The following is a 20,756-nucleotide window of genomic DNA, read 5'->3' as shown; positions in this document are numbered from 1 at the left end:
AGGACGAATCGCCCTTCGGGCCGGAGGATGCGCAGGTCAGCACGTGTGGTGCGACTGATCACACCGGCATGTTCACCTCACTCCACGACCTGCCGGCCCTCTGGCCGGGCGCTGCACGACGCCCGGAACGCGCAGTGGGAACAGTGCTGCCCGGCGTTCGGTGTGAACCGTTCGTCGAGGACCTTGCCGGCCGCCGTGGCGAGCAGGTCGCCGACCCACTCCCCCTCCAGCGGCTCCTGCGCCTGCACCTTCGGCAGCGTCTCGCCGCCGTCCCGCTTGGGGGCACCCTGGCGCAGGTGGACGAGCTCGGCGCCGCCCGGCTCGGGCCGTACGCCGTCGAAGGCCTCGTCGACGGCGCCCTCGCGCACGGCGAGCTGGTAGACGGCGAGCTGGGGGTGGCGTTCGACTTCGGCGGAGCTCACCGGCTGCTTGCCGGTCTTGAAGTCGACGACGTACGCGCGTCCCTCGCCGTCGGTCTCGACGCGGTCCATCTGGCCGCGGATGCGTACCTCGACCTCGCCCGCCTCCAGGGTGACGTCGAAGTCGTGTTCGCTGGCCACCGGTGTGCGGCCGGTGCGGTCCATGACGTGCCACTTCAGGAAGCGTTCGAGCGCCACGCGCGCGTGCTCCTTCTCCTGCGCCGACTTCCAGGGCGCGTCGAAGGCGAGCGCGTTCCACACGGAGTCGAGGCGCTCCATGAGCACGTCGAGGTCGGCGGGGGTGTGCCCGGAGGCGACCTCGTCGGCGAGGACGTGCACCACGTTGCCGAAGCCCTGGGCGACCGTCGCGGGCGCGTCGGCCTTCACCTCGCGGCCCAGGAACCACTGGAGGGCGCAGGTGTTGGCGAGCTGGTCGAGGGCGCTGCCGGAGAGCACGACGGGCTGGTCGCGGTTGCGCAGCGGCACCTTGGACTCGGTCGGCTCGAACATGCCCCACCAGCGGTAGGGGTGCGCCGAGGGGACGAGCGGGCGGCCGTCCTCGTCGGCGAGAGCGGCGAGCCGGGCCAGCCGGCGGGCGGCGGCCTTCCTCAGGGTGTCGGAGACGCGCGGATCGACGGTGGTGGCGCGGAGTTCGGCGACCAGGGCGGCGACCGACAGGGGGCGGCGCGGGCGGCCGGTCACGTCCTTGGGTTCGACGCCGAGTTCGGTCAGGAAACGGGAGGGCTGGTCGCCGTCGTCGGCCGGTGCCTTCACCGCCGTGACGACGAGTCGCTCACGCGCACGCGTGGCGGCCACGTAGAACAGGCGGCGCTCCTCGGCGAGCAGGGCGCCCGGGGTGAGCGGTTCGGCGAGTCCGTCCCGGCCGATGCGGTCGGCCTCCAGGAGGGAGCCGCGGCGGCGCAGGTCCGGCCACAGGCCCTCCTGGACGCCCGCGACGACGACCAGGCGCCACTCCAGGCCCTTGGAGCGGTGCGCGGTCATCAGGCGGACGGCGTCGGGGCGCACGGCACGTCGGGTGAGGGTGTCGGCGGCGATGTCCTCGGCGTCGATCTCCTCCAGGAAGTTCAGGGCGCCACGGCCTCCGGTGCGTTCCTCAGCGCGCGCGGCCGTCGCGAACAGCGCGCACACGGCGTCGAGATCCCGGTCCGCGTTGCGCCCCGCGGCGCCGCCGCGCCGGGCGGCCCGCTCCAGACGCCCGGGCCACGGCGTGCCCTCCCACAGGTCCCACAGCGCCTCCTCGGCGCTGCCGCCGTTCGCGAGGCGCTCGCGGGCCTTGCCGAGCAGCGCGCCGAGCCGCTGGGCTCCGCGCGCGTACGCGGGGTCGTGCACGGCGAGCCGTTCGGGCTCGGCGAGCGCCCGCGCGAGCAGCACGTCGGAGGGCGGCGGCAGGGCGTTGCCCGCTGCCCGCTCCTCGTCCCGCAGGGCTCGCCCGAGGCGGCGCAGGTCGGCGGCGTCCATACCGGCGAGGGGGGAGGCGAGGAGGGTGAGGGCGGTCTCGGTATCCAGCCAGGAGAGCTCCGTCGGCGGTGCCTCGGAATCCGACGGCACCTCCTCAGGAGCGGCCTGCTCGTCCGACGACGGTTCCTCAGAGGCGGCTCGCTCGTCCGACGACGGTTCCGCGGACCCGGCTTCCTCGTCCGACGACGGTCCCAGGGACGCGGCGCCCTCGTCGGGCCGTACCTCTTCAGGCCCCCCGGCACTCCCCGCCGCCTCCGCCATGGCCACCGCCCTGAGGGCCGTCAGCAGTGGTGCCACCGCGGGCTCGTGCCGCAGTGGCAGGTCGTCGCCGTCGATGTCCAGGGGCACGCCGGCCGCGGTGAGCGCGCGGCGCACCGTCGGGATCGTGCGGGAGCCCGCGCGGACCAGGACGGCCATCTCGCCCCAGGGCACACCGTCCTCCAGGTGTGCCCTGCGCAGGATGTCCGCGATGTTGTCCAGCTCCGTGCCGGAGGTCGGGTAGGTGAAGACCTCGACGCGCCCGCCCTCGCGGACCGGGGCGAGCTCCCGATGGGCGCGGACCTTCTCGGCCGGCAGCCGGGTCAGGGGCATGCGCTGGGTCACCAGGCGGGTCGCGGCCAGCAGATCGGAGCCGGAGCGGCGAGAGGTGCGCAGGACCTCGACAGGGGCCGTGCGGCCGTCCGCGCGCGGGAAGGCGTACGGGAAGTCGAGGATGCCGTTCACATCCGCGCCCCGGAACGCGTAGATCGACTGGTCGGGGTCACCGAAGGCGACCAGGGTGCGGCCGCCCCCGGCGAGCGCCTGCAGCAGCCGTACCTGGGCCGGGTCGGTGTCCTGGTACTCGTCGACGAACACCGCGTCGTACTGGGCGGCGAGTCGCTCGGCCGCCTCGGGGCGGCGGGCGAGGAGCACCGCGCGGTGGACCAGTTCGGCGTAGTCGAGGACGCCCTGCAGGTCGAGGACGTCGAGGTACTCGGCGAGGAAGGCGGCCGCGGCCCGCCAGTCGGGGCGGCCGATACGGCGGGCGAAGGCGTCCAGGGCGCCGGGGCCGAGGCCCAGTTCGCGGCTGCGAGCGAGGACCGCGCGGACCTCGTCGGCGAAGCCACGGGTGGTCAGACAGGCGCGCAGTTCGTCCGGCCAGCGCACGTGCGCGAGTCCGAGCCGCTCCAGGTCGGGCTGACCTGCCAGCAGTTCGCGCACGGTGACGTCCTGCTCGGGTCCCGACAGCAGCCGCAGCGGTTCCACGAACAGGTCGCTGTCCTGGTGGGCGCGGACCAGGGCGTAGCAGAACGAGTGGAAGGTCGTCGCCTGCGGGGCGCGCGCCGCTCCTATCCGCAGCGCCATGCGGTCGCGCAGTTCGACGGCCGCCTTGCGGCTGAACGTCAGCACGAGCACGCGCGCGGGGTCCCCTCCACGGGCGATTCGCGACGCCACCGACTCGACGAGGGTGGTGGTCTTCCCGGTGCCCGGACCTGCGAGAACGAGCAAAGGTCCGGTTCCGTGCTCAACCACGGCGCGCTGTGCGGCGTCCAGACGAGGGGGATCCACGCGGGCCGGTGGGGTACGCACCAGTCGATAAGCGCCACGGGTCCCCTGTCGCACCTGGGAGTGCGACAGACGCCTGGTGGAGGAAGAGGAGCTCACGTGGTTCGCCGGTCCTGGTGGGTGTGCTGTTGGGCGGCCCGCCGCGCGTGGAGGGCGGTGGACGGGGGGTGAGGGGGACGTGTGCAGCCGACGCTACGCCGACGCCGAGTATGGAAGCAGGGCTTCCGCTTCTTCCCGCGGGACCCGTGCGTCCCACGCGACGCTTGCGACTCGTACGTCCCTCACCCCACGAACGTACGGCATGCCACAGACGTGCCCTGTTTCCCCCGTACGGGCCTCAGGGTGCTCCCGGGCCCGCGGGATGGCGGAAGCTGTCAGGTGTGACCTTCCGCGCGATCGCCGCCGTCCCAGCGCGCCCGTCTCATGTCGAGGCGGGGCAGATGGCCCTCGGCGGCCCTGCTCGCCTCCTTGAGGGGCGTGCCCTCGGCGCGGTACCGGTCGAGCGCCCGCAGTTCGTGCCCCGGGAGCAGGACGCCGTCCGCGCGGACCACACGCCACCAGGCGACAGCTCCCCCGTACAGGGCCATGACCCGGCCCACCTGGCGCGGGCCGCCCTCCTCCAGCCACTCGGCGACGTCGCCGTATGTCATGACGCGCCCGGGCGGAATGCGTTCGGCGACGTCGAGGACCCGCTCGGCGTACTCCGGCAACGCGTCCGCGTACTCCGGGTGGGCGTCCTGAGGAAGGCTCTGCTCGCTCATCCGTCCCATCCTGCACCACCCCACCGACAATGTGACGGGCTCGCGACGGTGCGTATCCCTCGCCCGGTGACGGCGCTTCCGGCAGACTGTGCGCCCCCGCATGTGCACCCTGACACCCCCGTGTGTCGGTGGGGCATGCCACCATCGTGCGGGCGGTGACTGGTGATACGAGATCAAGAAGAGACGATGAAGCCACAGGGTGTGCACCCGGAGGGCGCCGAGAGCACCTCTGACGCTTCGTCGCGCCCCGACACCGCCGACGCGGACGGCAAGGACACCGACGACTGCGTCGAGGAGGTGCACGCCGACGAGGTCGAGAGCGACGAACCGCTGCTCCCCGCGCGCGTCCACAGGCCCTCCGACCTGATGCGGCTGCTGGTCGGCGTGCTGGCCGTCGTGGTGCTGCTCGCCATCGCCGCCTTCGCGCACGGCACCACCTCAGGCCTCGAACAGGACATCAACAAGGGCACCGGGCAGGCGCCCGACCTGCTCATCAAGATCGCCGGTCTCGCCTCCAGCATCGCGATCCTCCTGGTCCCGGTCGCGTTCGCGATCGAGCGGCTGATCAAGCGTGACGGACTGCGGATCGCCGACGGTGTGCTCGCCGCGGTCCTCGCCCACGGTGTGACGCTCGCCACCGACCTGTGGGTCGCCAAGGGCGCACCGGGCTCGATCCAGGAGGCGCTCACCCAGCCCTCCCCCGGTGACATCCACGCCCTCACCGACCCGGTGCACGGCTATCTGGCGCCCGTCATCGCCTATATGACGGCCGTCGGCATGTCCCGCAGGCCGCGCTGGCGGGCGGTCCTGTGGATCGTGCTGATGCTCGACGCGTTCTCGATGCTCGTGACCGGCTACACCACACCGTTCTCGATCATCCTGACGGTGCTGATCGGCTGGACGGTCGCCTACGGGACGCTGTACGCGGTCGGCTCGCCCAATGTCCGGCCCACCGGGCAGACGCTGATCGCCGGTCTGCGGACCGTCGGCTTCCACCCGGTCAGCGCGGCCCGCGAGGAGGTCTCGGAGACCGCGGAGAACGGCGATCGCGGCCGGCGCTACTTCGTCACCCTGGAGGACGGTCCGCCGCTGGACGTGACGGTGGTCGACCGGGAGCAGCAGGCGCAGGGTTTCTTCTACCGCGTGTGGCGCAATCTCACGCTGCGCGGCTTCGCCACCCGCAGCAGCCTCCAGTCGCTCAGGCAGGCGCTGGAGCAGGAGGCGCTGCTCGCCTACGCGGCGATCGCGGCCGGCGCCAACGCGCCCAAGCTGATCGCCACCTCCGAACTCGGTCCCGACGCCGTGATGCTCGTCTACGAGCACACCGGCGGGCGCACGCTCGAGTCGCTGGCCGAGGACGAGATCACCGACGAACTGCTGCGCAACACCTGGCGTCAGGTGCAGGCGCTGCAGTCGCGGCGCATCGCGCACCGCAGGCTCGCGGGTGACGCGATCGTGGTGGATCGTTCCGGCGCGGTGATCCTCACCGATCTGCGCGGCGGTGAGATCGCGGCGAGCACCCTGCTGCTGCGCATGGACGTGGCCCAGCTGGTGACGACCCTGGGGCTGCTGGCGGGCGCGGAGCGCGCGGTGGCCTCGGCGGTCAGCATCCTCGGCCCCGACGCCGTGGCCGACTGTCTGCCGATGCTCCAGCCCATCGCGCTGACGCGCTCCACGCGCGCGACGCTGCGCAGACTGGCCAGGGAGCGGGCCCAGCGCGAGCGCGAGGCCGTCCTCGAGGCGTCCCAGCAGGCCAAGCAGGCCAGTCTGGAGGAAGCGCCGGACGACGCCAGGCCCGTACTCGAAAAGCCCGACAAGAAGACCGCCAAGGCGGAGGCGCGGGCGGAGAAGCGGGCCATCGACGACGCCATCGAGGAGGCGCGCGAGGAGGACCTGCTGACGCAGATCCGCCACCAGGTGCTGCTGATCAGGCCGCAGGCGCCGGTCGAACCGGCCCGTCTGGAGCGGGTCAAGCCGCGCACCCTGATGAGCTTCATCGCGGGTGCCATCGGCGCGTACTTCCTGCTGACGCAGCTCACCCACATCGAGTTCGGGCCCCTCATCGCCAACGCCGAGTGGGGCTGGGTCGCCGCGGCCGTGCTGTTCTCGGCGTGCAGCTACTTCGCCGCCGCCATGGCGCTGCTGGGCTTCGTACCCGAGCGGGTGGGGTTCCTGCGGACGGTCGCGGCCCAGGTCGCCGGTTCGTTCGTGAAGATCGTCGCACCGGCCGCGGTGGGCGGTGTGGCGCTCAACACCCGCTTCCTGCAACGTCAGGGGGTGCGGCCGGGGCTCGCGGTGGCGAGTGTCGGGGCCTCGCAGTTGTTCGGGCTCGGCTGCCACATCCTGATGCTGCTGTCCTTCGGCTACCTGACCGGTACCGAGAAGACGCCGTCGCTGTCGCCGTCCCGGACCGTCATCGCGGGCCTGCTGACGGTGGCGGTGCTCGTGCTCGTGGTCACCTCGGTGCCGTTCCTGAGGAAATTCGTCGTCACACGCGTGAGGTCGCTGTTCGCGGGTGTCGTGCCGCGCATGCTGGACGTGCTCCAGCGGCCGCAGAAGCTCGTCACCGGCATCGGCGGCATGCTGCTGCTGACGGCCTGCTTCGTGATGTGCCTGGACGCCTCGATCCGCGCCTTCGGCCAGGAGGGGACGTCGCTCAGCATCGCCAGCGTCGCCGTCGTCTTCCTCGCCGGCAACGCGCTCGGGTCGGCGGCCCCGACACCGGGCGGTGTGGGCGCGGTGGAGGCCACGTTGACGGTCGGTCTGATCGCCGTGGGTCTCCCCAAGGAGGTCGCCGCCCCGGCCGTCCTGCTGTTCCGTCTGCTGACGCTGTGGCTGCCAGTGCTGCCGGGCTGGCTGGCCTTCAACCACCTGTCCCGCAAGGGCGCGCTGTAGTGCGGGCTGCCTGACCGCGGCACGTACCTCGTACGGCTCGCGCCCCGAGCGCGGCCACGCGCGCGACCGCAGGATGGGATCATGCCGAACCCCCCTCACCTGCGCGTCGCCGCCCTGACCGCCACCGCCCTTCTGCTCACCTCCGCGCTGGCGGGCTGCGGCGACGACTCCGAGGACGAGGACCTGTCGGCCCAGGAACTGAGCTGGAAGGACTGCCCGGCTCCCTCCCCGGCCGAGGGCGGTGGTGACGCCCCTTCACCGTTGCCGGGTGGTGAGGAGTGGCAGTGCGCCACTCTCAAGGCCCCGCTCGACTGGGCGAAGCCCAAGGGCGACACGATCGGCATCGCGCTGATCCGGGCGAAGGCCAGCGGCGCCGAGAACAAGCGCATCGGCTCGCTCGTCTTCAACTTCGGCGGTCCCGGCGGTTCGGGCGTCACCACGCTGCCCGCCTTCGGCCCGGACTACGCGAAACTGCGCACCCGCTACGACCTGGTGAGCTTCGACCCGCGCGGAGTCGGCCGCAGCGCCCCGGTGGAGTGCCTGAACGACCCCCAGCTCGACGCGTACTTCGAGCAGGACGGGACCCCGGACGACGCGGCCGAACGCGCCACGCTGCTGGACAACACCAAGGAGTTCAACGCGGCCTGCGAGGAGAACTCCGAAAAGATGCTGCCGCATGTCCGCACGACCGACGCCGCCCGTGACCTGGACCTGATGCGCCAGGTCCTCGGCGACGCCAAGCTGCACTATTTCGGCATCTCCTACGGCACCGAACTCGGCGGCGTCTACGCTCATCTGTTCCCGAAGCGCGTGGGGCGTGCCGTCTTCGACGCGGTCGTGGACCCGACGCAGAACAGCGAGCAGGGTTCGCTCGGACAGGCCGAGGGCTTCCAGCTCGCGCTCGACAACTTCGCCGAGGACTGCACCTCGCAGCCCACGGACTGCCCCGTGGGCGACACCGCGCAGGACGTCAGGAACCGCATCGCGAAACTGCTGGCCGACCTCGACCGCAGGCCCATCCCCGGCATCGGGCAGCGGGTGCTGACCCAGACCGCCGCGACCAACGGCATCGCGCAGGCCCTGTACTCGAAGGACTTCTGGGAGTACCTCACCGAGGGCCTGGAGCAGGCGTACGACGGTGACGGCAGGGTCCTGATGCTGCTGTCCGACTCGATGAACGGGCGCAGCGAGAACGGCGAGTACAGCAACATCGCTGCGGCCAACATCTCCATCAACTGCGCCGACGACAAGCCCCGGTACACCACCGCCCAGGTCGAGCGGAAGCTGCCCGAGTTCCGTGCCGCGTCACCACTGTTCGGCGACTTCATGGCCTGGTCGATGGTGACCTGCACCGACTGGGCCGTGCCGGGAGCCGCCGACCATCCCGACGTGAGCGCCACCGGCTCGGCGCCGATCCTGGTCGTGGGCAACACCGGGGATCCGGCGACCCCGTACGAGGGCGCCCGGAAGATGGTGGAGGCGCTCGGCGAGGGCGTCGGCGTCGAGCTGACGTACAAGGGACAGGGGCACGGGGCGTACGACAGCAAGAACAAGTGCGTGCAGGACGCGGTGAACGGCTATCTCCTCGACGGGAAGGTACCGCCGGCCGGGACCGTCTGCTCGTAGCGCCCGGTCGGCCAAGCCTCAGCGAAACTTCGTGGTCAGAGGGTTATCCACAGGCTCGGACGGGTGTCACGTGTTCGGCCTACCATGGCCGGACCGACGTTCGTGGCTCGACGCGGACGGCTTGGGAGGGGGGCGGGAATGGGGCGTTTCGTACGGTGGGCGGCTGTGACCGCCGCGACCGCACTGCTGGCGGCCGGCTGCAGCGGCGGCTCGTCCGGCGACGGCGAGGGGGACGAGCGGTCGGCCAGCGCGAGGCCCACCAAGACCGGTGTGAAAGCGCTGCCCGCCGCGCTGACCTCGCAGAAGCTCGACTGGGAGCGCTGCAGGGCCACCGCGGACTCCTCCGCGCCCGGCCGGGACTGGCAGTGCGCGAGCCTGAAGGCGCCGCTCGACTGGTCGAAGCCGGACGGCGAGACGATCGACCTGGCGCTGATCCGCTCCAGGGCCCGCGGCGGCGACCGCATCGGCTCGCTGCTGTTCAACTTCGGCGGCCCCGGCGCGTCGGGCGTCGCCGGAATGCCCGGGTACGCCGCCACCGTATCCGTGCTGCGCGAGCGGTACGACCTGGTGAGCTGGGACCCGCGCGGGGTCGGCGCAAGCGAAGGCGTCCGCTGCCGCAGTGACAAGGAGACTCAGGCGGCCGAGGCGGTGGACGCCACTCCGGACACCCCGGCCGAGGAACGGGCGTTCCTCCGGGACGCAACCGACTTCGCCCGGGGCTGCGAGAAGTACGCGGGCAACCTGCTGGCACACGTCTCGACCACCGACACCGCGCGGGACATGGACCTGATGCGCCAGGTCCTCGGCGACGCCGAGCTGCACTACTTCGGCATCTCCTACGGCACCGAACTCGGCGGCGTCTACGCCCACTTGTTCCCGCAGAACGTGGGGCGGCTGGTGCTCGACGCGGTCGTCGATCCCGGCGCCGACACGGTGGCCCATCGGAAGAACCAGGCCCAGGGCTTCCAGCGCGCGCTCGACAACTACCTCGCGTCCAGGGGCCAGGACCCGAAGCGGGGCACCCGGAAGATCGCGGACCTGCTCGATCGGATCGACGCGAAGCCGCTGGACACCTATTCCGGGCGGAAGCTGACCCAGGTGCTCGCGTTCACCGGCATCGTCCTGCCGTTGTACCGCCAGGACAGCTGGCCCTCGCTGACCAGCGCTCTCGACACGGCCGAGCAGGGCGACGGCTCCGAACTGCTGGCGCTCGCCGACGACTACAACGAGCGGGACGACTCGGGCCGTTACGGCCTGGTGACGCAGTCACAACGGGTCATATCGTGCGTGGACGACAAGCAGCGGCCCACGCTCGCGGAGGCGAAGAGGCTGCTGCCCGAATTCACGAGGATCTCACCCGTGTTCGGCCCCTTCCTCGGCTGGGACGCGGCCGGCTGGTGCCACGACTGGCCGGTGCCCGGGCAGTACGAGACCCCGGAGGTGAGCGCGCCCGGTGCGGCACCGGTGCTGGTGATCGGCAACACGGGCGACCCGGCGACGCCCTACGAGGGTGCCCGGAGGATGGCGGACGAGCTGGGCAAGGGGGTCGGTGTGGAGCTCACCTGGAAGGGCGAGGGACACGGGGCGTACGGGAACGGGAGCGACTGCGTGGACTCGACGGTGAACGCGTACCTGCTGAAGGGCACGGTGCCGAAGGACGGCAAGGTCTGCGCCCGGCGCGGGTAGCGGAAAGGGGCCCGGCACACATGGTGCCGAGCCCCTCCCGGGAAGGGGTGGGCCTAGTAGACCGGCTTGTGCGGCTCGATCTGGTTGACCCAGCCGATCACACCGCCGCCGACGTGCACGGCGTCGGAGAAGCCGGCGGACTTCAGGACCGCGAGGACTTCCGCACTGCGGACACCCGTCTTGCAGTGCAGGACGATCTTCTTGTCCTGCGGGAGGCCCTCCAGGGCGGTGCCCATGAGGAACTCGTTCTTGGGGATCAGCTTGGCGCCCGGGATGGAGACGATCTCGTACTCGTTGACCTCGCGGACGTCGATGATCTCGATGTTCTCCCCGTCGTCGATCCACTCCTTGAGCTGCTTGGGAGTGATCGTCGAGCCGGCGGCCGCCTCCTGGGCCTCCTCGGAGACGACGCCGCAGAAGGCCTCGTAGTCGATGAGCTCGGTGACGGTGGGGTTCTCGCCGCAGACCGCGCAGTTCGGGTCCTTGCGGACCTTGACCTGCCGGTACTGCATCTCCAGGGCGTCGTAGATCATCAGGCGGCCGACCAGCGGCTCGCCGATGCCGGCGAGCAGCTTGATGGCCTCGTTGACCTGGATGGAACCGATGGACGCGCACAGCACGCCCAGCACGCCGCCCTCGGCGCAGGAGGGGACCATGCCCGGCGGCGGGGGCTCCGGGTAGAGGCAGCGGTAGCAGGGACCGTGCTCGGACCAGAACACCGAGGCCTGGCCGTCGAAGCGGTAGATCGACCCCCACACGTACGGCTTGTTCAGCAGCACGCACGCGTCGTTGACCAGGTAGCGGGTCGCGAAGTTGTCCGTGCCGTCGACGATCAGGTCGTACTGGCTGAAGATGTCCATCACGTTGTCGGCCTCGAGCCGCTCCTCGTGAAGGACCACATTCACGTACGGGTTGATGCCGAGGACGGAGTCGCGGGCGGACTGGGCCTTGGAGCGGCCGATGTCGGCCTGGCTGTGGATGATCTGGCGCTGCAGGTTCGACTCGTCGACCTCGTCGAACTCCACGATGCCGAGCGTGCCCACGCCCGCCGCGGCCAAGTACATCAGCGCCGGCGAGCCCAGACCGCCGGCGCCCACACACAGCACCTTGGCGTTCTTCAGCCGCTTCTGCCCGTCCATCCCGACATCGGGGATGATCAGGTGGCGGGAGTACCTGCGGACCTCGTCTACGGTGAGCTCGCCAGCGGGCTCGACCAGGGGTGGCAGCGACACGGGGACTCCGTTGGTCGGTCAATCACTACAGTTGTTCTCCCCGTAACACTGCCATGGGCTTCTTCATTCCGAGACACCCGTTCCGATCCGCGAGACGATTTCGTCCCAGTAGCCGGGCACGGTCTCCCAGGGGTCGACGCGGCCGCCGCGGTCCGTGCGGTCGGTGAACCAGATCGTGGCGGCGCCCTGCCAGCGGGCGATCCTCAGGGCTTCCTCGAGGTGCGGGCCGGGCAGTCCGTGGACGAGGTGGCAGAAGCGGTCGGGCGGATAGTCGGCGGTCCACTCGGCCACCTGCGACCAGCGGTAGTCGCTCCAGGAGCCGGAGAAGGTGACCAACTGATCGGCGTTCTCGGCGTAGCCGGGGTGGGGATGGGTGCCGTGGCCGAGCACGATGTGGGCATCGTCACGGATCACGCGGAGCGTGGAGACGGCGCGGCGGACCTCGGGAAGGGCGTCGCGTCCGGTCGGGCAGCGGTCCAGGAGGAAGCCGTCGACCTGGTACCAGTCGATGTAGCGCTGGGCCTCGGAGACCATCTCGCCGTAGGTGCGCCTCCCATGAGCGGTGTCGAGGTGGCCGAGGACGCGGACGCCCGCGTTGCGCAGCCGGCCGGCCGCTTCGAGGCAATGCGGGTCGGGGCGGGCCCCGGGGCCGTCCGCGACGTCGAGGACGGCCCAGTGCACGGGGGTGCCGGGGCGGGTGAGGTCGGCCCATTCGGCGGGGGCGACCAGGGGGTGGGCGAAGCCGGGGACGCCGAAGCCGGTGCGCAGTTCGGTGCTCGACGTGCTGGTCTTCGTACTGGTCAGATGCGGCATGCCGCCTCCATCCAGATGTCGGCGAGGGACTCTTCGAGATTGATGCGGGGGCGCCAGCCGAGCCGGTCGCGTGCGGTGCGCACATCGGCCTGCTGCCAGCTGCCGCAGCCGTCGGGGTACGGGTACGCGACCGGTGCCGCGTGGTCCGCTTCGGAGCGGGGATGCCCGATGGTCGCCCTGAGCGGGCCGGGAGGGCCGTCGAGTTCATGGAGGGCGCCGCCGTATCCGGCGACCCGGGCCAGGACGGCGGCGGCGTCGCGGAGGCGGACTGCGCGGCCCGAGCCGATGTTGATGACGCCCTGTGCGGCGGAGAGCGAGGCCGCGTGGACGGCGCGGGCCACGTCGCGGACGTCGACGAAGTCGCGCTGGGCGCCGAGGCCGCCGAGCTTCAGTTCGCCGTCGCCGGACTGCATGGCGCGGCGCATGGCCTCGGCGAGACGGCCGAGCGGGGAGCCGGCGGGGGTGCCGGGGCCGGCCGGTGAGAAGACGCGCAGGACGACCGCGTCAAGACCGGAGCCGAGGACCAGTTCGGTGGCGGCGAGTTTGCTGACGCCGTACGGACCGCCGGGGCGGGGGACGGCGTCCTCGGCCGTGGAGGAGCCCGGCTGGCTGGGCCCGTACTCGGCGCCGCAGCCGATCTGCACCAGACGTGCCCCGCAGCCGCTGCGCCGCAGGGCCTCGCAGACGGTGGCGACGGCGACCGTGTTGTGGCGGGTGAGTTCACGGGCACCGCCGCGGGTGGCGCCGGCGCAGTTGACGACGACGCCCGGGTGGACCGCGTCGAGGAAACGGGTGAGGGCGCCCGGGCTGCCAGACGCGAGGTCGAAGCGGACGTCGGCGTCGTCGCCGCGGCCGAGGGCGGTGAGCTGGACGGCGGGGTCGGCGAGCAGGCGGTCGGCGACGAAGCGGCCGAGGTAGCCGTTGGCTCCGATCAGCAGGACTCTCATCGGGCTGCTCCCGGGGCCTTGGGGGCGGGTCGGGAGGTGGTCATTGCGGGTTCTCCTTCGGGAGGGGCTTGCGAGTTGCCTCCGGCGGTGGAGCCGGGGTTGCCTGCGGCGGTGTGTGCGGGGTCGGCGGGGCGGTTCCCCACGGCTGGTGTCGGTCTCGCCCACGGCTGGTGGACGGTCGCGCCCCACGGGGGGTGGTCGCGCCCGGCGGGCGGCTGGGCCCGCTGCGGTGGGCGGCTGCGCCGACGACGGGCGGCGGCTGCGCCTGCGGCGGGTGGGCTGTTGCGCCTACGGCGGGTGAGTGGCTCGGGGGCGGGTCAGCACGGGGCCTCCGTGCGGGCGTGGGCCGACGCTCTGGTCAGCTTGCGGCTGCCGTGGATCAGCAGGGCCAGGGCACCGAGCCCGCAGGAAAGTGTCTGGATGCCGCCCGGGCCCCAGAGGTCCACGAGGGCGTCCACCGGTACGGCCAGGAAGCCGCAGCCCGGCAGGCGGGAGGCGAAAGCTGCGGCAAGGGCGGTCGCCTGGGCCGTGGCGGCGGCGGTGAGGACCACCACGGGGGCGTGGGTGAAGCCGTGGACGGTGAGGAGGCGGGCGAGGAAGAGAAGAGCGCCCAGGGTGATGACCTGGAGGTGGGCGACCGGTTCGTCCACGGCGGCCCCGGACAGGGCCGACAGAGCGGTCAGGGTGCACAGGTACAGGGCGAACGTGCCGAGGAGCAGGGGCCGTACGGAGGCCGCGAAGTCCTCCAGGCCCCGGCTGACGGTCAGTTTGCGGCGGGCGCGGGCCGCGAAGAGGTGGGCGGACCAGGCGGCCGGGGCGCAGGACAGAGTGAGGGCGAGGAGGGGGGCCGTGGCCATGGGCCAGGGCCCGTCGACGGCGCCGGTGGGCAGGGCGTCGGGGCCGCCGGTCACGGCCGCCCCGAGGAGGCCGTTGCCGAGGGCGGCGTAGGCGAGGAGCCAGTACGTCCAGGTGGAGGTGCCGGTGCTGGGTGCGCGGTCAGAAGTGCCGAGGGGGCCGCGGGACAGGGCCGCGCGCATCGCCAGGGACACGGCCAGGAAGCCCACCAGGGCGGCGACCAGGCGGGACTGGCCGCCGGTGAGTCGGATGCCGGCCACCGTGGCCGCGCAGAGGGCGCCGGGGAGGAGGGTGAGCAGGGCCCAGTCGGCGCGGGCCCTGGGTGTCGGCGCCGCCGTGGGGGGCGGGGGTGTCTCGCCGTCCCTCGGGACACGGGCGTACATCTCCTCGGCGAGGGAGAAGACGTCCCGGTGCCGGAAGCGGACGGCGGTGCGGTCGGTGACGCCGTGGGCCTCCAGGCCCGCCGCGATCTCCAGGGGGTCGACGGCCCGTTCGCACAGCTCGCGGTGACGGTGCATCAGGGCCTTCACCGGGTCGGCGCCGGAACGGCGGGCGGGGCCGGGGGTGGTGGGCTTGAGGCCGGTGGAGATCTCGGGGGCACGGGGGGTGGGCGCCGACGGAATGTGCACGCCCGCACCCTCGGAAACCTCATCAGCGTGCGCGCCGGCGTGCTCGGAGAGCCTTGCGGCCCGCTCACCAGCACCCTCAGAAGCCCCTGAGGCGGCTGCGGAACCCGCTGCGGAAGGCTCACCGGCGTGCGGCTTCCGCGGACTGGGCGCGTCGGCGATGTCCGGATCGGCTGCTTCAGAACCGCTGGCCTTCTCGCCCTCTTCAGCGTCCTCCACGGCCCGCGGCTCCGGCCGCTCCAGCGACTCCGGAGTCCCCACACGCCCCGTCTCGCCGTCGGCCCCCGCTTCACCGGTCCCCCGCCCGTCCCCCACGGCCGTGTCCTGCGTCGGCAACTTCTCCGACTCAGCGCCCCACGCGCCGGGCCGGTCGAGTCCCACGTCGCTCATCCGGTCGCTCCTTCCGTGGCGGCGAAGGGAGGCGTCGCGCTGACCGGGGGCCCCGCGGCCCGGCCGGGGCCGCCCCGGGCCACCACGCGGGTGCTGGGCTCGGCCCAGTGGCCGGGTACGTGGGCCTCGGCGGGAGCGGCGAAGGGCAGGGGCTCGCCGCTGCCGTCCAGGACGACCCGGCGGACTGGGGTTCGCGAGACGATCTCCAGGTAAATGCCGTGAAATGCCGCGATGTTCTGTTCCACGGTGAACAGTTCGAGCGCGCGGGCGCGTGCGGCGGCCCCCAGTCGCTCACGGCGCTCGGAGTCGCGCAGCAGCATGACGCACGCCTCCGCGAGCGCCTTGGGGTTGCGCGGCGGGACGACGAGCCCCGTGCCGCCGATGACCTCCACGACCGCGCCGACGTCGGTGGACACGGTGGCCCGGCCGCAGAACATGGCCTCGACGAGGCTGATCGGGAAGCCCTCGACGACGCTGGACAGGACGGTGACCGCACCCGAGGCGTACGCGTCGGCGAGCGTCGGCACCTCGGGCCCGCCGATCTCCTCGAAGGAGACGGGGTTGTCGCCGACGGCGTGCAGCCCCTCCGCCTCGTCCGGGAAGAGCTGTGCGGCCAGCGCCCTGCAGTGCCCCAGATAGGCGGAACCCTCGGGGCCGGTGGGTGCGCCGACGATTCTCAGCCGGGTCTTGGGCTCCTCCTTGCGGATCTCCGCGAAGGCGTGGAGCAGGGAGATCAGGTCCTTGGCGGGTTCGACCCGGCCGACCCACACCAGCGTGTCCGGGTCCGTGCAGGCCGCGGATTCGCCCACCTCCGCGAAACGGGCGGCATCCATCCCCGGGTAGACCGTGCGCAGTTTCCCGCGGTCGGCGCCACAGCGCTCCTGCCAGCGGCGGGCGTGGGTGTTGCCGGGTGTGACGACCGCGGCCCGCCGGTAGGTCTCGGTGGCGAGCCGGCCGTGGAAGGCGGCGAGCAGGGTCCGGACGGCGGGCGGGGACTCGGTGCCGGCCAGGTAGTGCGTGCGCAGCCGTACGCCGTACTCGGTCACCAGCAGCGGGACGCCGGTGAAGTGGTGCGCGAGAAGCCCGGGCAGGGCGGCCGGGCCGCCGGAGGCCGCGTGGCACAGGTCGGCCGCGCCGAGGCCGTCGTCCTCGTACCAGTCGAGCGACAGGGGGCGCAGGGCGCGCTCCAGGTGTGCGGCCACGGCGAGCAGATCCGGTACCCGCGCTGCGCGCGCCGCCTGTCGTGCGCCCGGCGCACGACAGGCACGCTCCAAGGCGCGTACGGCGGTCTCGGAGCGGAGTGCTCCGACCAGCCCGCCCTCGTCGCGGGCGAGTTCGGCGAGTCCGTACAGGGCGTTGGCGAAACGGTCCGCCTCGGTGGCCGACGACTCCCCCGAGGCGTCGCCGACCACCCCCTCGCACAGTGCCGCCGCCAACTCGCCGTAGGACTCGGCGAAGCGACGGCGCGCGCGCCGCCCGTACACCACGCCGTCGTCCTGCGCGGTCCACAGGGGAGCCGTGATCACCCTGCCGACCTGCGGGGGCAACTGCACCCAGCCCTCGTCCTCCTGGTGCTCGCTGCGGCTGAGCGCGTAGATGTCGAACTCGTGCTGTGCGAGCCCGCGCACGAGCCGGTCGCACCAGAGTCCGGCGTCACCGCTCACATACGGATAGCCACCCTCCGTAAGCAGTCCTATGCGCACGAGTGCACCCCCGATCTCCCGTATGAGGAGCCGTCGTTGGCCCGACGGCTCGCAGCGGGACGAAGGTATGCGGACAGGACGGTGGCGCGACGGACGGTTGTCCATCGCGCCACCAAAAGGGGTGAACGCTCGTAACTTTCCCGTGCGGGTCGCGTTCTGTCGCGCTAAGAGATCACACGGACACGAAGCGTCAGGTCACGGCCACGTCCCGGCGCTCCGCCCTGCGACGGGCCGCGATCCGCGGATCGAGCGCCGGTACGGCGGCCAGGAGCTGCTTGGTGTACGGGTCCTGGGGGCTGTCGTAGACCTCGTCGGCCGGCCCCTGTTCGACGATCCGGCCGCGCCGCATCACGGCGACGCGGTCGCTGACCTGGCGTACGACGGCGAGGTCGTGCGCGACGAAGACCAGCGCGAGCCCGAGCTCCCGCTGCAACTCGCCGAGCAGGGCGACCACCTGGGCCTGGGTGGTGACGTCGAGTGCGGAGACCGGCTCGTCGCAGACGATGACGCGCGGGTCGGCCGCGAGCGCCCGCGCGATGCCCACGCGCTGGCGCTGTCCGCCGCTGAACTCGTGCGGGTAGCGGTCGTAGTGCGCCCCTTCGAGCCCCACGCGCTCCAGGAGTTCCGTCACGCGCCCCCTGATCCGCTTCTCGTCCTTCTCGCCACGTGCGCGGAGCGGGTCGGCGATGGACTCGCCCACACTTCGGCGGGGGTTGAGGGAGGAGACGGGGTCCTGGAAGACCATCTGCACGGCCGGGTTCACGCCCACGCGCGCGTGGCCGTCGTGGCGGACCTCCCCCGCCGTCGGCTCCAGCAGGCCGACCAGCATCCGCCCCAGCGTCGTCTTGCCGCTGCCGCTCTCGCCGACGACGCCCAGGGTCTCGCCCCGGCGGACGGTCAGCGAGACGTCGTCGACGGCCGCGAAGGCGTTCTTGCCGCGGCCGAACTCGCGCCGCAGACCCTTCGCTTCGAGGACCACCTCGCCGGCTGCCCCGGAGGGCGCCCGCGGCGCGTCCACGCGCGGTACCGCGGCGAGCAGTTCGCGTGTGTACGCCTCCCGCGGGGCCCCGAGCACCGCGGCGACCGGTCCCCGCTCGACCGCGCGACCGTGCCGCATGACCAGCACGTCGTCGACGCTCTCGGCGGCGACGCCCACGTCGTGCGTGACGAGCAGCAGGCCCATGCCGGTCTCCTGGCGCAGGGTGTGCAGCAGGTCGAGGATCTGGGCCTGGACGGTCACGTCGAGCGCGGTGGTCGGCTCGTCGGCGATCAGCAGGGCGGGCTCGCAGGCCAGTGCCATCGCGATGAGGGCGCGCTGGCGCATGCCGCCGCTGAACTCGTGCGGACGGGACCGGGATCGCCGTACGGCGTCCGGAATGCCGACCCGGTCCAGCACGTCCACCGCACGCGCGCGTGCCGCTCGTCGCGACACACGCGTGTGCACGCGGTGCACCTCGGCGATCTGGTCGCCGACCGCGTAGTACGGGTCCAGGGACGACAGCGGGTCCTGGAAGACCATCGCGGCCTTCGCGCCCCGCAGCCGCCGCAGTTCGTCCTCCGACGCCTGCTGTACGTCCACTCCGGCGACCTCGACCGAGCCGCCCACGCGCGCGCCCGTGCCGCGGTGCAGCCCGAGCAGGGCCGAGGCGACGGTGGACTTGCCGGAGCCGGACTCGCCGACCAGGGCGAGGGCGGCGCCCTGGTCCAGGCGGAAGGAGAGGCCGTCGACGGCGCGCAGATCGCCGAATCCGACGGTCAGGTCCGTGACATGGACGAGGCTCATGCGAGCACCACCCGTCGGTCGGCCACCGCGTACAGGACGTCCGCGACGGCGTTGGCGAGCACCACGAAGAAGCCGATGACCAGGACCATGCCGACGACGACCGGAAGGTCGACGACGGTGACGGCGTGGACCAGTTCCTGGCCGATGCCGGGGAGGCCGAAGAGGGTCTCGGTGAGGACGGCACCGCCGATCGCCGAGCCGACGTTGTTGGCGTTCAGGGCGATGACCGGCGCGAACGCCCCACGCAGGGCATGGCGTCCGACGATCTTCCGCTCACTGACGCCGTACGCGCGGAAGGTACGGATGTGGTCCTCGGCCAGCGTCTCCAGCATCGACGCCCTGGTGAGGCGGGCGAACGCGGCGGCCTCGATGAGGGCGAGCGAGAGCCATGGCAGCAGCAGGTTCCACGCCCACTGCTCGGGGTCGTCGGTGAGCTTCACGTACTGCGGGAAGGGCAGCAACTGCAGTTCGCCGCAGACGACGATCATCAGGACCAGGCCGATGACGAAGACCGGGGTGGCCCAGCCCGCCAGCGTCAGGGCGGTCAGCACCCGCTCGGTGAACCGGCCGCGCCGCCACGCGGAGAGCACGCCGGTGCCGACGCCGAGGAGCAGCCAGATGATCATCGCGCCGAACACCAGTGACAGGCTCACCGGGAGCTTCGTCAGGATGAGGCCCAGGACCTGCTGGTCGCTCTGGTACGAGAGCCCGAGGCACGGTGCCGAGCAGTGCTCCACCGAGGTCCCCGTGGAGTAGTTCTGGCCGGCGACCAGGCCCTCCAGAAAGTGCCAGTAGCGCACCCAGAGCGGGTCGTCGAGCCGGAGCTGCTGGGCCACCTGGTGCACCTGTTCCGGGGAGCAGCGCGGGCCGCAGGTGATCTGGGCGACATTGCCCGGGGTGGCGTAGAAGACGACGTAGACGATCACCGAAATGGCCAGCAGGGTCACCACGGTGCCGACGGTACGGCGGAACAGGAAGCCTCCGAAGCCGCTCATGCGGTGTCCTCCTTGCCTGCCCTGGCCTCGCGCCTGCGGCCCGTGCCGACGCTCAGCCGCGAGGCAGCACGGGGGTCCAGGGCGGTGCGCACGCCGTCGCCGAGGACGGTCAGCGCGAGGACGGTGACGAACAGCGCACCGGCCGGCAGCAGCAGGTACTGCGGGGCCGCCTGGTACCAGACGTCCGCGGCGGTGAGCATCTGCCCCCACGACGGAGTCGGCGGCTTCACACCGACGCCGAGGAACGACAGGGCGGCCTCGACGCTGATGTTGACCGGCATGAGGATCGCGGCGTACGTGATGACCGGCGCGGCGAGCCCGGGCAGGAGTTCTCTGCGGGCGATGCGCCAGGTGCCCCAGCCGCTGAGCCGGGCGGCCGAGACGTAGTCGAGCCCCTTCAGCGTGAGCGTCTGGGCTCGCACGATCTTGGCGATGTTGCCCCAGGCGATGAACCCGATGACGAGCGTGACCAGGACGGGCCGGGGGAAGCCGGCCGGGACGATCGCGAGCAGCGCCAGCGACATGATCATCAATGGCAGGGCGACGAAGACGTCGGTGATCCGGCTCAACACTTGATCAACCCATCCACTGGCGAGCGCGGAGGCGATTCCCATCACCACGCCCACGAAGACCTGGATGACGGTCGCGGCCAGCGCGACCCCCAGAGAGACCCGGGCCCCGTACACCAGCCGGGCGAACAGATCACGGCCCGTCTGCGGCTCGAGGCCCAGCCAGTGGTCGGCGCCGATGCCCCCGAAGGAGCCGATGGGCACGCCCCCGCGCGCGGAGTCGATGAGTGAGGGGTGGTAGGTGGTCGGGTCCTGGCCCTCCAGCGCGGTGAGCAGGGGCGCCGCGAGGGCGACCAGGACGAGCAGTGCGACGACGGCCGCCGCGACCATGGCGGCGCGCTGCGATCGCAGCCGGCGCCAGAACTGACGGGCCCCCGAGGCCCCCGGGGCGGCTGCCTCGGGGACCTCGATGGCGACAAGTGCCTCGCTCAT

The 20,756-nt window shown here is 72.3% G+C and carries 13 protein-coding genes; 3 read left to right on the top strand and 10 right to left on the bottom strand.

Annotation, left to right across the window (positions count from 1 at the left end):
• Positions 1–77: 77 nt before the first annotated feature.
• Entirely contained in the window at positions 78–3,542 is a 3,465-nt protein-coding gene (locus ACZ39I_RS13895; RefSeq protein ID WP_467244687.1) for a UvrD-helicase domain-containing protein, read from the bottom strand.
• A gap of 275 nt (positions 3,543–3,817) precedes the next feature.
• The gene (locus ACZ39I_RS13890) at positions 3,818–4,204 is read right to left on the bottom strand and encodes an MGMT family protein (protein ID WP_467244686.1); all 387 of its coding nucleotides are present in this window, start codon (positions 4,202–4,204) and stop codon (positions 3,818–3,820) included.
• A gap of 186 nt (positions 4,205–4,390) precedes the next feature.
• On the opposite strand from ACZ39I_RS13890, the gene ACZ39I_RS13885 reads away from it, so the two are divergent.
• From ACZ39I_RS13885 to ACZ39I_RS13875, 3 genes are all read left to right on the top strand, one after another.
• The gene (locus tag ACZ39I_RS13885) at positions 4,391–7,099 is read left to right on the top strand and encodes a lysylphosphatidylglycerol synthase transmembrane domain-containing protein (protein WP_467244685.1); all 2,709 of its coding nucleotides are present in this window, start codon (positions 4,391–4,393) and stop codon (positions 7,097–7,099) included.
• An 81-nt stretch (positions 7,100–7,180) separates the two neighbouring features.
• Positions 7,181–8,725: an alpha/beta hydrolase gene (locus tag ACZ39I_RS13880; protein WP_467244684.1), complete on the top strand. Its 1,545-nt coding sequence runs from the start codon at positions 7,181–7,183 to the stop codon at positions 8,723–8,725.
• Positions 8,726–8,863: 138 nt separating this feature from the next.
• The gene (locus tag ACZ39I_RS13875; RefSeq protein WP_467244683.1) at positions 8,864–10,411 is read left to right on the top strand and encodes an alpha/beta hydrolase; all 1,548 of its coding nucleotides are present in this window, start codon (positions 8,864–8,866) and stop codon (positions 10,409–10,411) included.
• A 53-nt stretch (positions 10,412–10,464) separates the two neighbouring features.
• Here ACZ39I_RS13875 and moeZ read toward each other — a convergent pair whose 3' ends face one another.
• From moeZ to ACZ39I_RS13835, 8 genes are all read right to left on the bottom strand, one after another.
• Positions 10,465–11,643, bottom strand: a complete 1,179-nt coding sequence (moeZ, locus tag ACZ39I_RS13870; RefSeq protein WP_352390292.1) for an adenylyltransferase/sulfurtransferase MoeZ — start codon at positions 11,641–11,643, stop codon at positions 10,465–10,467.
• Between the two features lie 63 nt (positions 11,644–11,706).
• Positions 11,707–12,456, bottom strand: coding sequence for a spherulation-specific family 4 protein (locus ACZ39I_RS13865; protein ID WP_467244682.1), 750 nt, complete (start codon positions 12,454–12,456; stop codon positions 11,707–11,709).
• Complete coding sequence (locus tag ACZ39I_RS13860; RefSeq protein WP_352390294.1) at positions 12,444–13,403, bottom strand: NAD-dependent epimerase/dehydratase family protein; 960 nt, start codon at positions 13,401–13,403, stop codon at positions 12,444–12,446. The genes ACZ39I_RS13865 and ACZ39I_RS13860 overlap by 13 nt, the downstream gene beginning before the upstream one ends.
• Positions 13,404–13,720: 317 nt before the next feature.
• Complete coding sequence (locus tag ACZ39I_RS13855; RefSeq protein ID WP_467244681.1) at positions 13,721–15,274, bottom strand: hypothetical protein; 1,554 nt, start codon at positions 15,272–15,274, stop codon at positions 13,721–13,723.
• Positions 15,271–16,977, bottom strand: a complete 1,707-nt coding sequence (locus tag ACZ39I_RS13850; RefSeq protein ID WP_467244680.1) for a DUF3492 domain-containing protein — start codon at positions 16,975–16,977, stop codon at positions 15,271–15,273. The genes ACZ39I_RS13855 and ACZ39I_RS13850 overlap by 4 nt, the downstream gene beginning before the upstream one ends.
• Positions 16,978–17,167: 190 nt before the next feature.
• Positions 17,168–18,760, bottom strand: coding sequence for a dipeptide ABC transporter ATP-binding protein (locus ACZ39I_RS13845; RefSeq protein WP_467244679.1), 1,593 nt, complete (start codon positions 18,758–18,760; stop codon positions 17,168–17,170).
• Positions 18,757–19,755 carry an ABC transporter permease gene (locus tag ACZ39I_RS13840; RefSeq protein ID WP_467244678.1) on the bottom strand — a complete coding sequence of 333 codons (999 nt, stop codon included), beginning with the start codon at positions 19,753–19,755 and terminating at the stop codon, positions 18,757–18,759. Before ACZ39I_RS13840 ends, ACZ39I_RS13845 begins: the two co-directional genes overlap by 4 nt.
• Positions 19,752–20,756 (bottom strand): ABC transporter permease, encoded by a 1,005-nt coding sequence (locus ACZ39I_RS13835; RefSeq protein ID WP_467244677.1) that lies wholly within the window; start codon positions 20,754–20,756, stop codon positions 19,752–19,754. Before ACZ39I_RS13835 ends, ACZ39I_RS13840 begins: the two co-directional genes overlap by 4 nt.

The sequence above is a fragment of the Streptomyces sp. NPDC024687 genome (assembly GCF_055559055.1).
The sequence above is the reverse complement of the archived record's forward strand: the minus strand, read 5'-3'. Positions and strand labels throughout refer to the sequence as shown.

Bases quoted from the DNA above. Each gene is read 5' to 3' on its own strand.
- ACZ39I_RS13880 (WP_467244684.1), top strand. From the start codon at position 7,181: ATGCCGAACCCCCCTCACCTGCGCGTCGCCGCCCTGACCGCCACCGCC.
- ACZ39I_RS13890 (WP_467244686.1), bottom strand. From the start codon at position 4,204: ATGAGCGAGCAGAGCCTTCCTCAGGACGCCCACCCGGAGTACGCGGAC.
- ACZ39I_RS13860 (WP_352390294.1), bottom strand. From the start codon at position 13,403: ATGAGAGTCCTGCTGATCGGAGCCAACGGCTACCTCGGCCGCTTCGTC.
- ACZ39I_RS13835 (WP_467244677.1), bottom strand. From the start codon at position 20,756: ATGAGCGAGGCACTTGTCGCCATCGAGGTCCCCGAGGCAGCCGCCCCG.
- ACZ39I_RS13875 (WP_467244683.1), top strand. From the start codon at position 8,864: ATGGGGCGTTTCGTACGGTGGGCGGCTGTGACCGCCGCGACCGCACTG.
- ACZ39I_RS13885 (WP_467244685.1), top strand. From the start codon at position 4,391: ATGAAGCCACAGGGTGTGCACCCGGAGGGCGCCGAGAGCACCTCTGAC.
- ACZ39I_RS13845 (WP_467244679.1), bottom strand. From the start codon at position 18,760: ATGAGCCTCGTCCATGTCACGGACCTGACCGTCGGATTCGGCGATCTG.
- ACZ39I_RS13865 (WP_467244682.1), bottom strand. From the start codon at position 12,456: ATGCCGCATCTGACCAGTACGAAGACCAGCACGTCGAGCACCGAACTG.
- ACZ39I_RS13855 (WP_467244681.1), bottom strand. From the start codon at position 15,274: ATGAGCGACGTGGGACTCGACCGGCCCGGCGCGTGGGGCGCTGAGTCG.
- ACZ39I_RS13840 (WP_467244678.1), bottom strand. From the start codon at position 19,755: ATGAGCGGCTTCGGAGGCTTCCTGTTCCGCCGTACCGTCGGCACCGTG.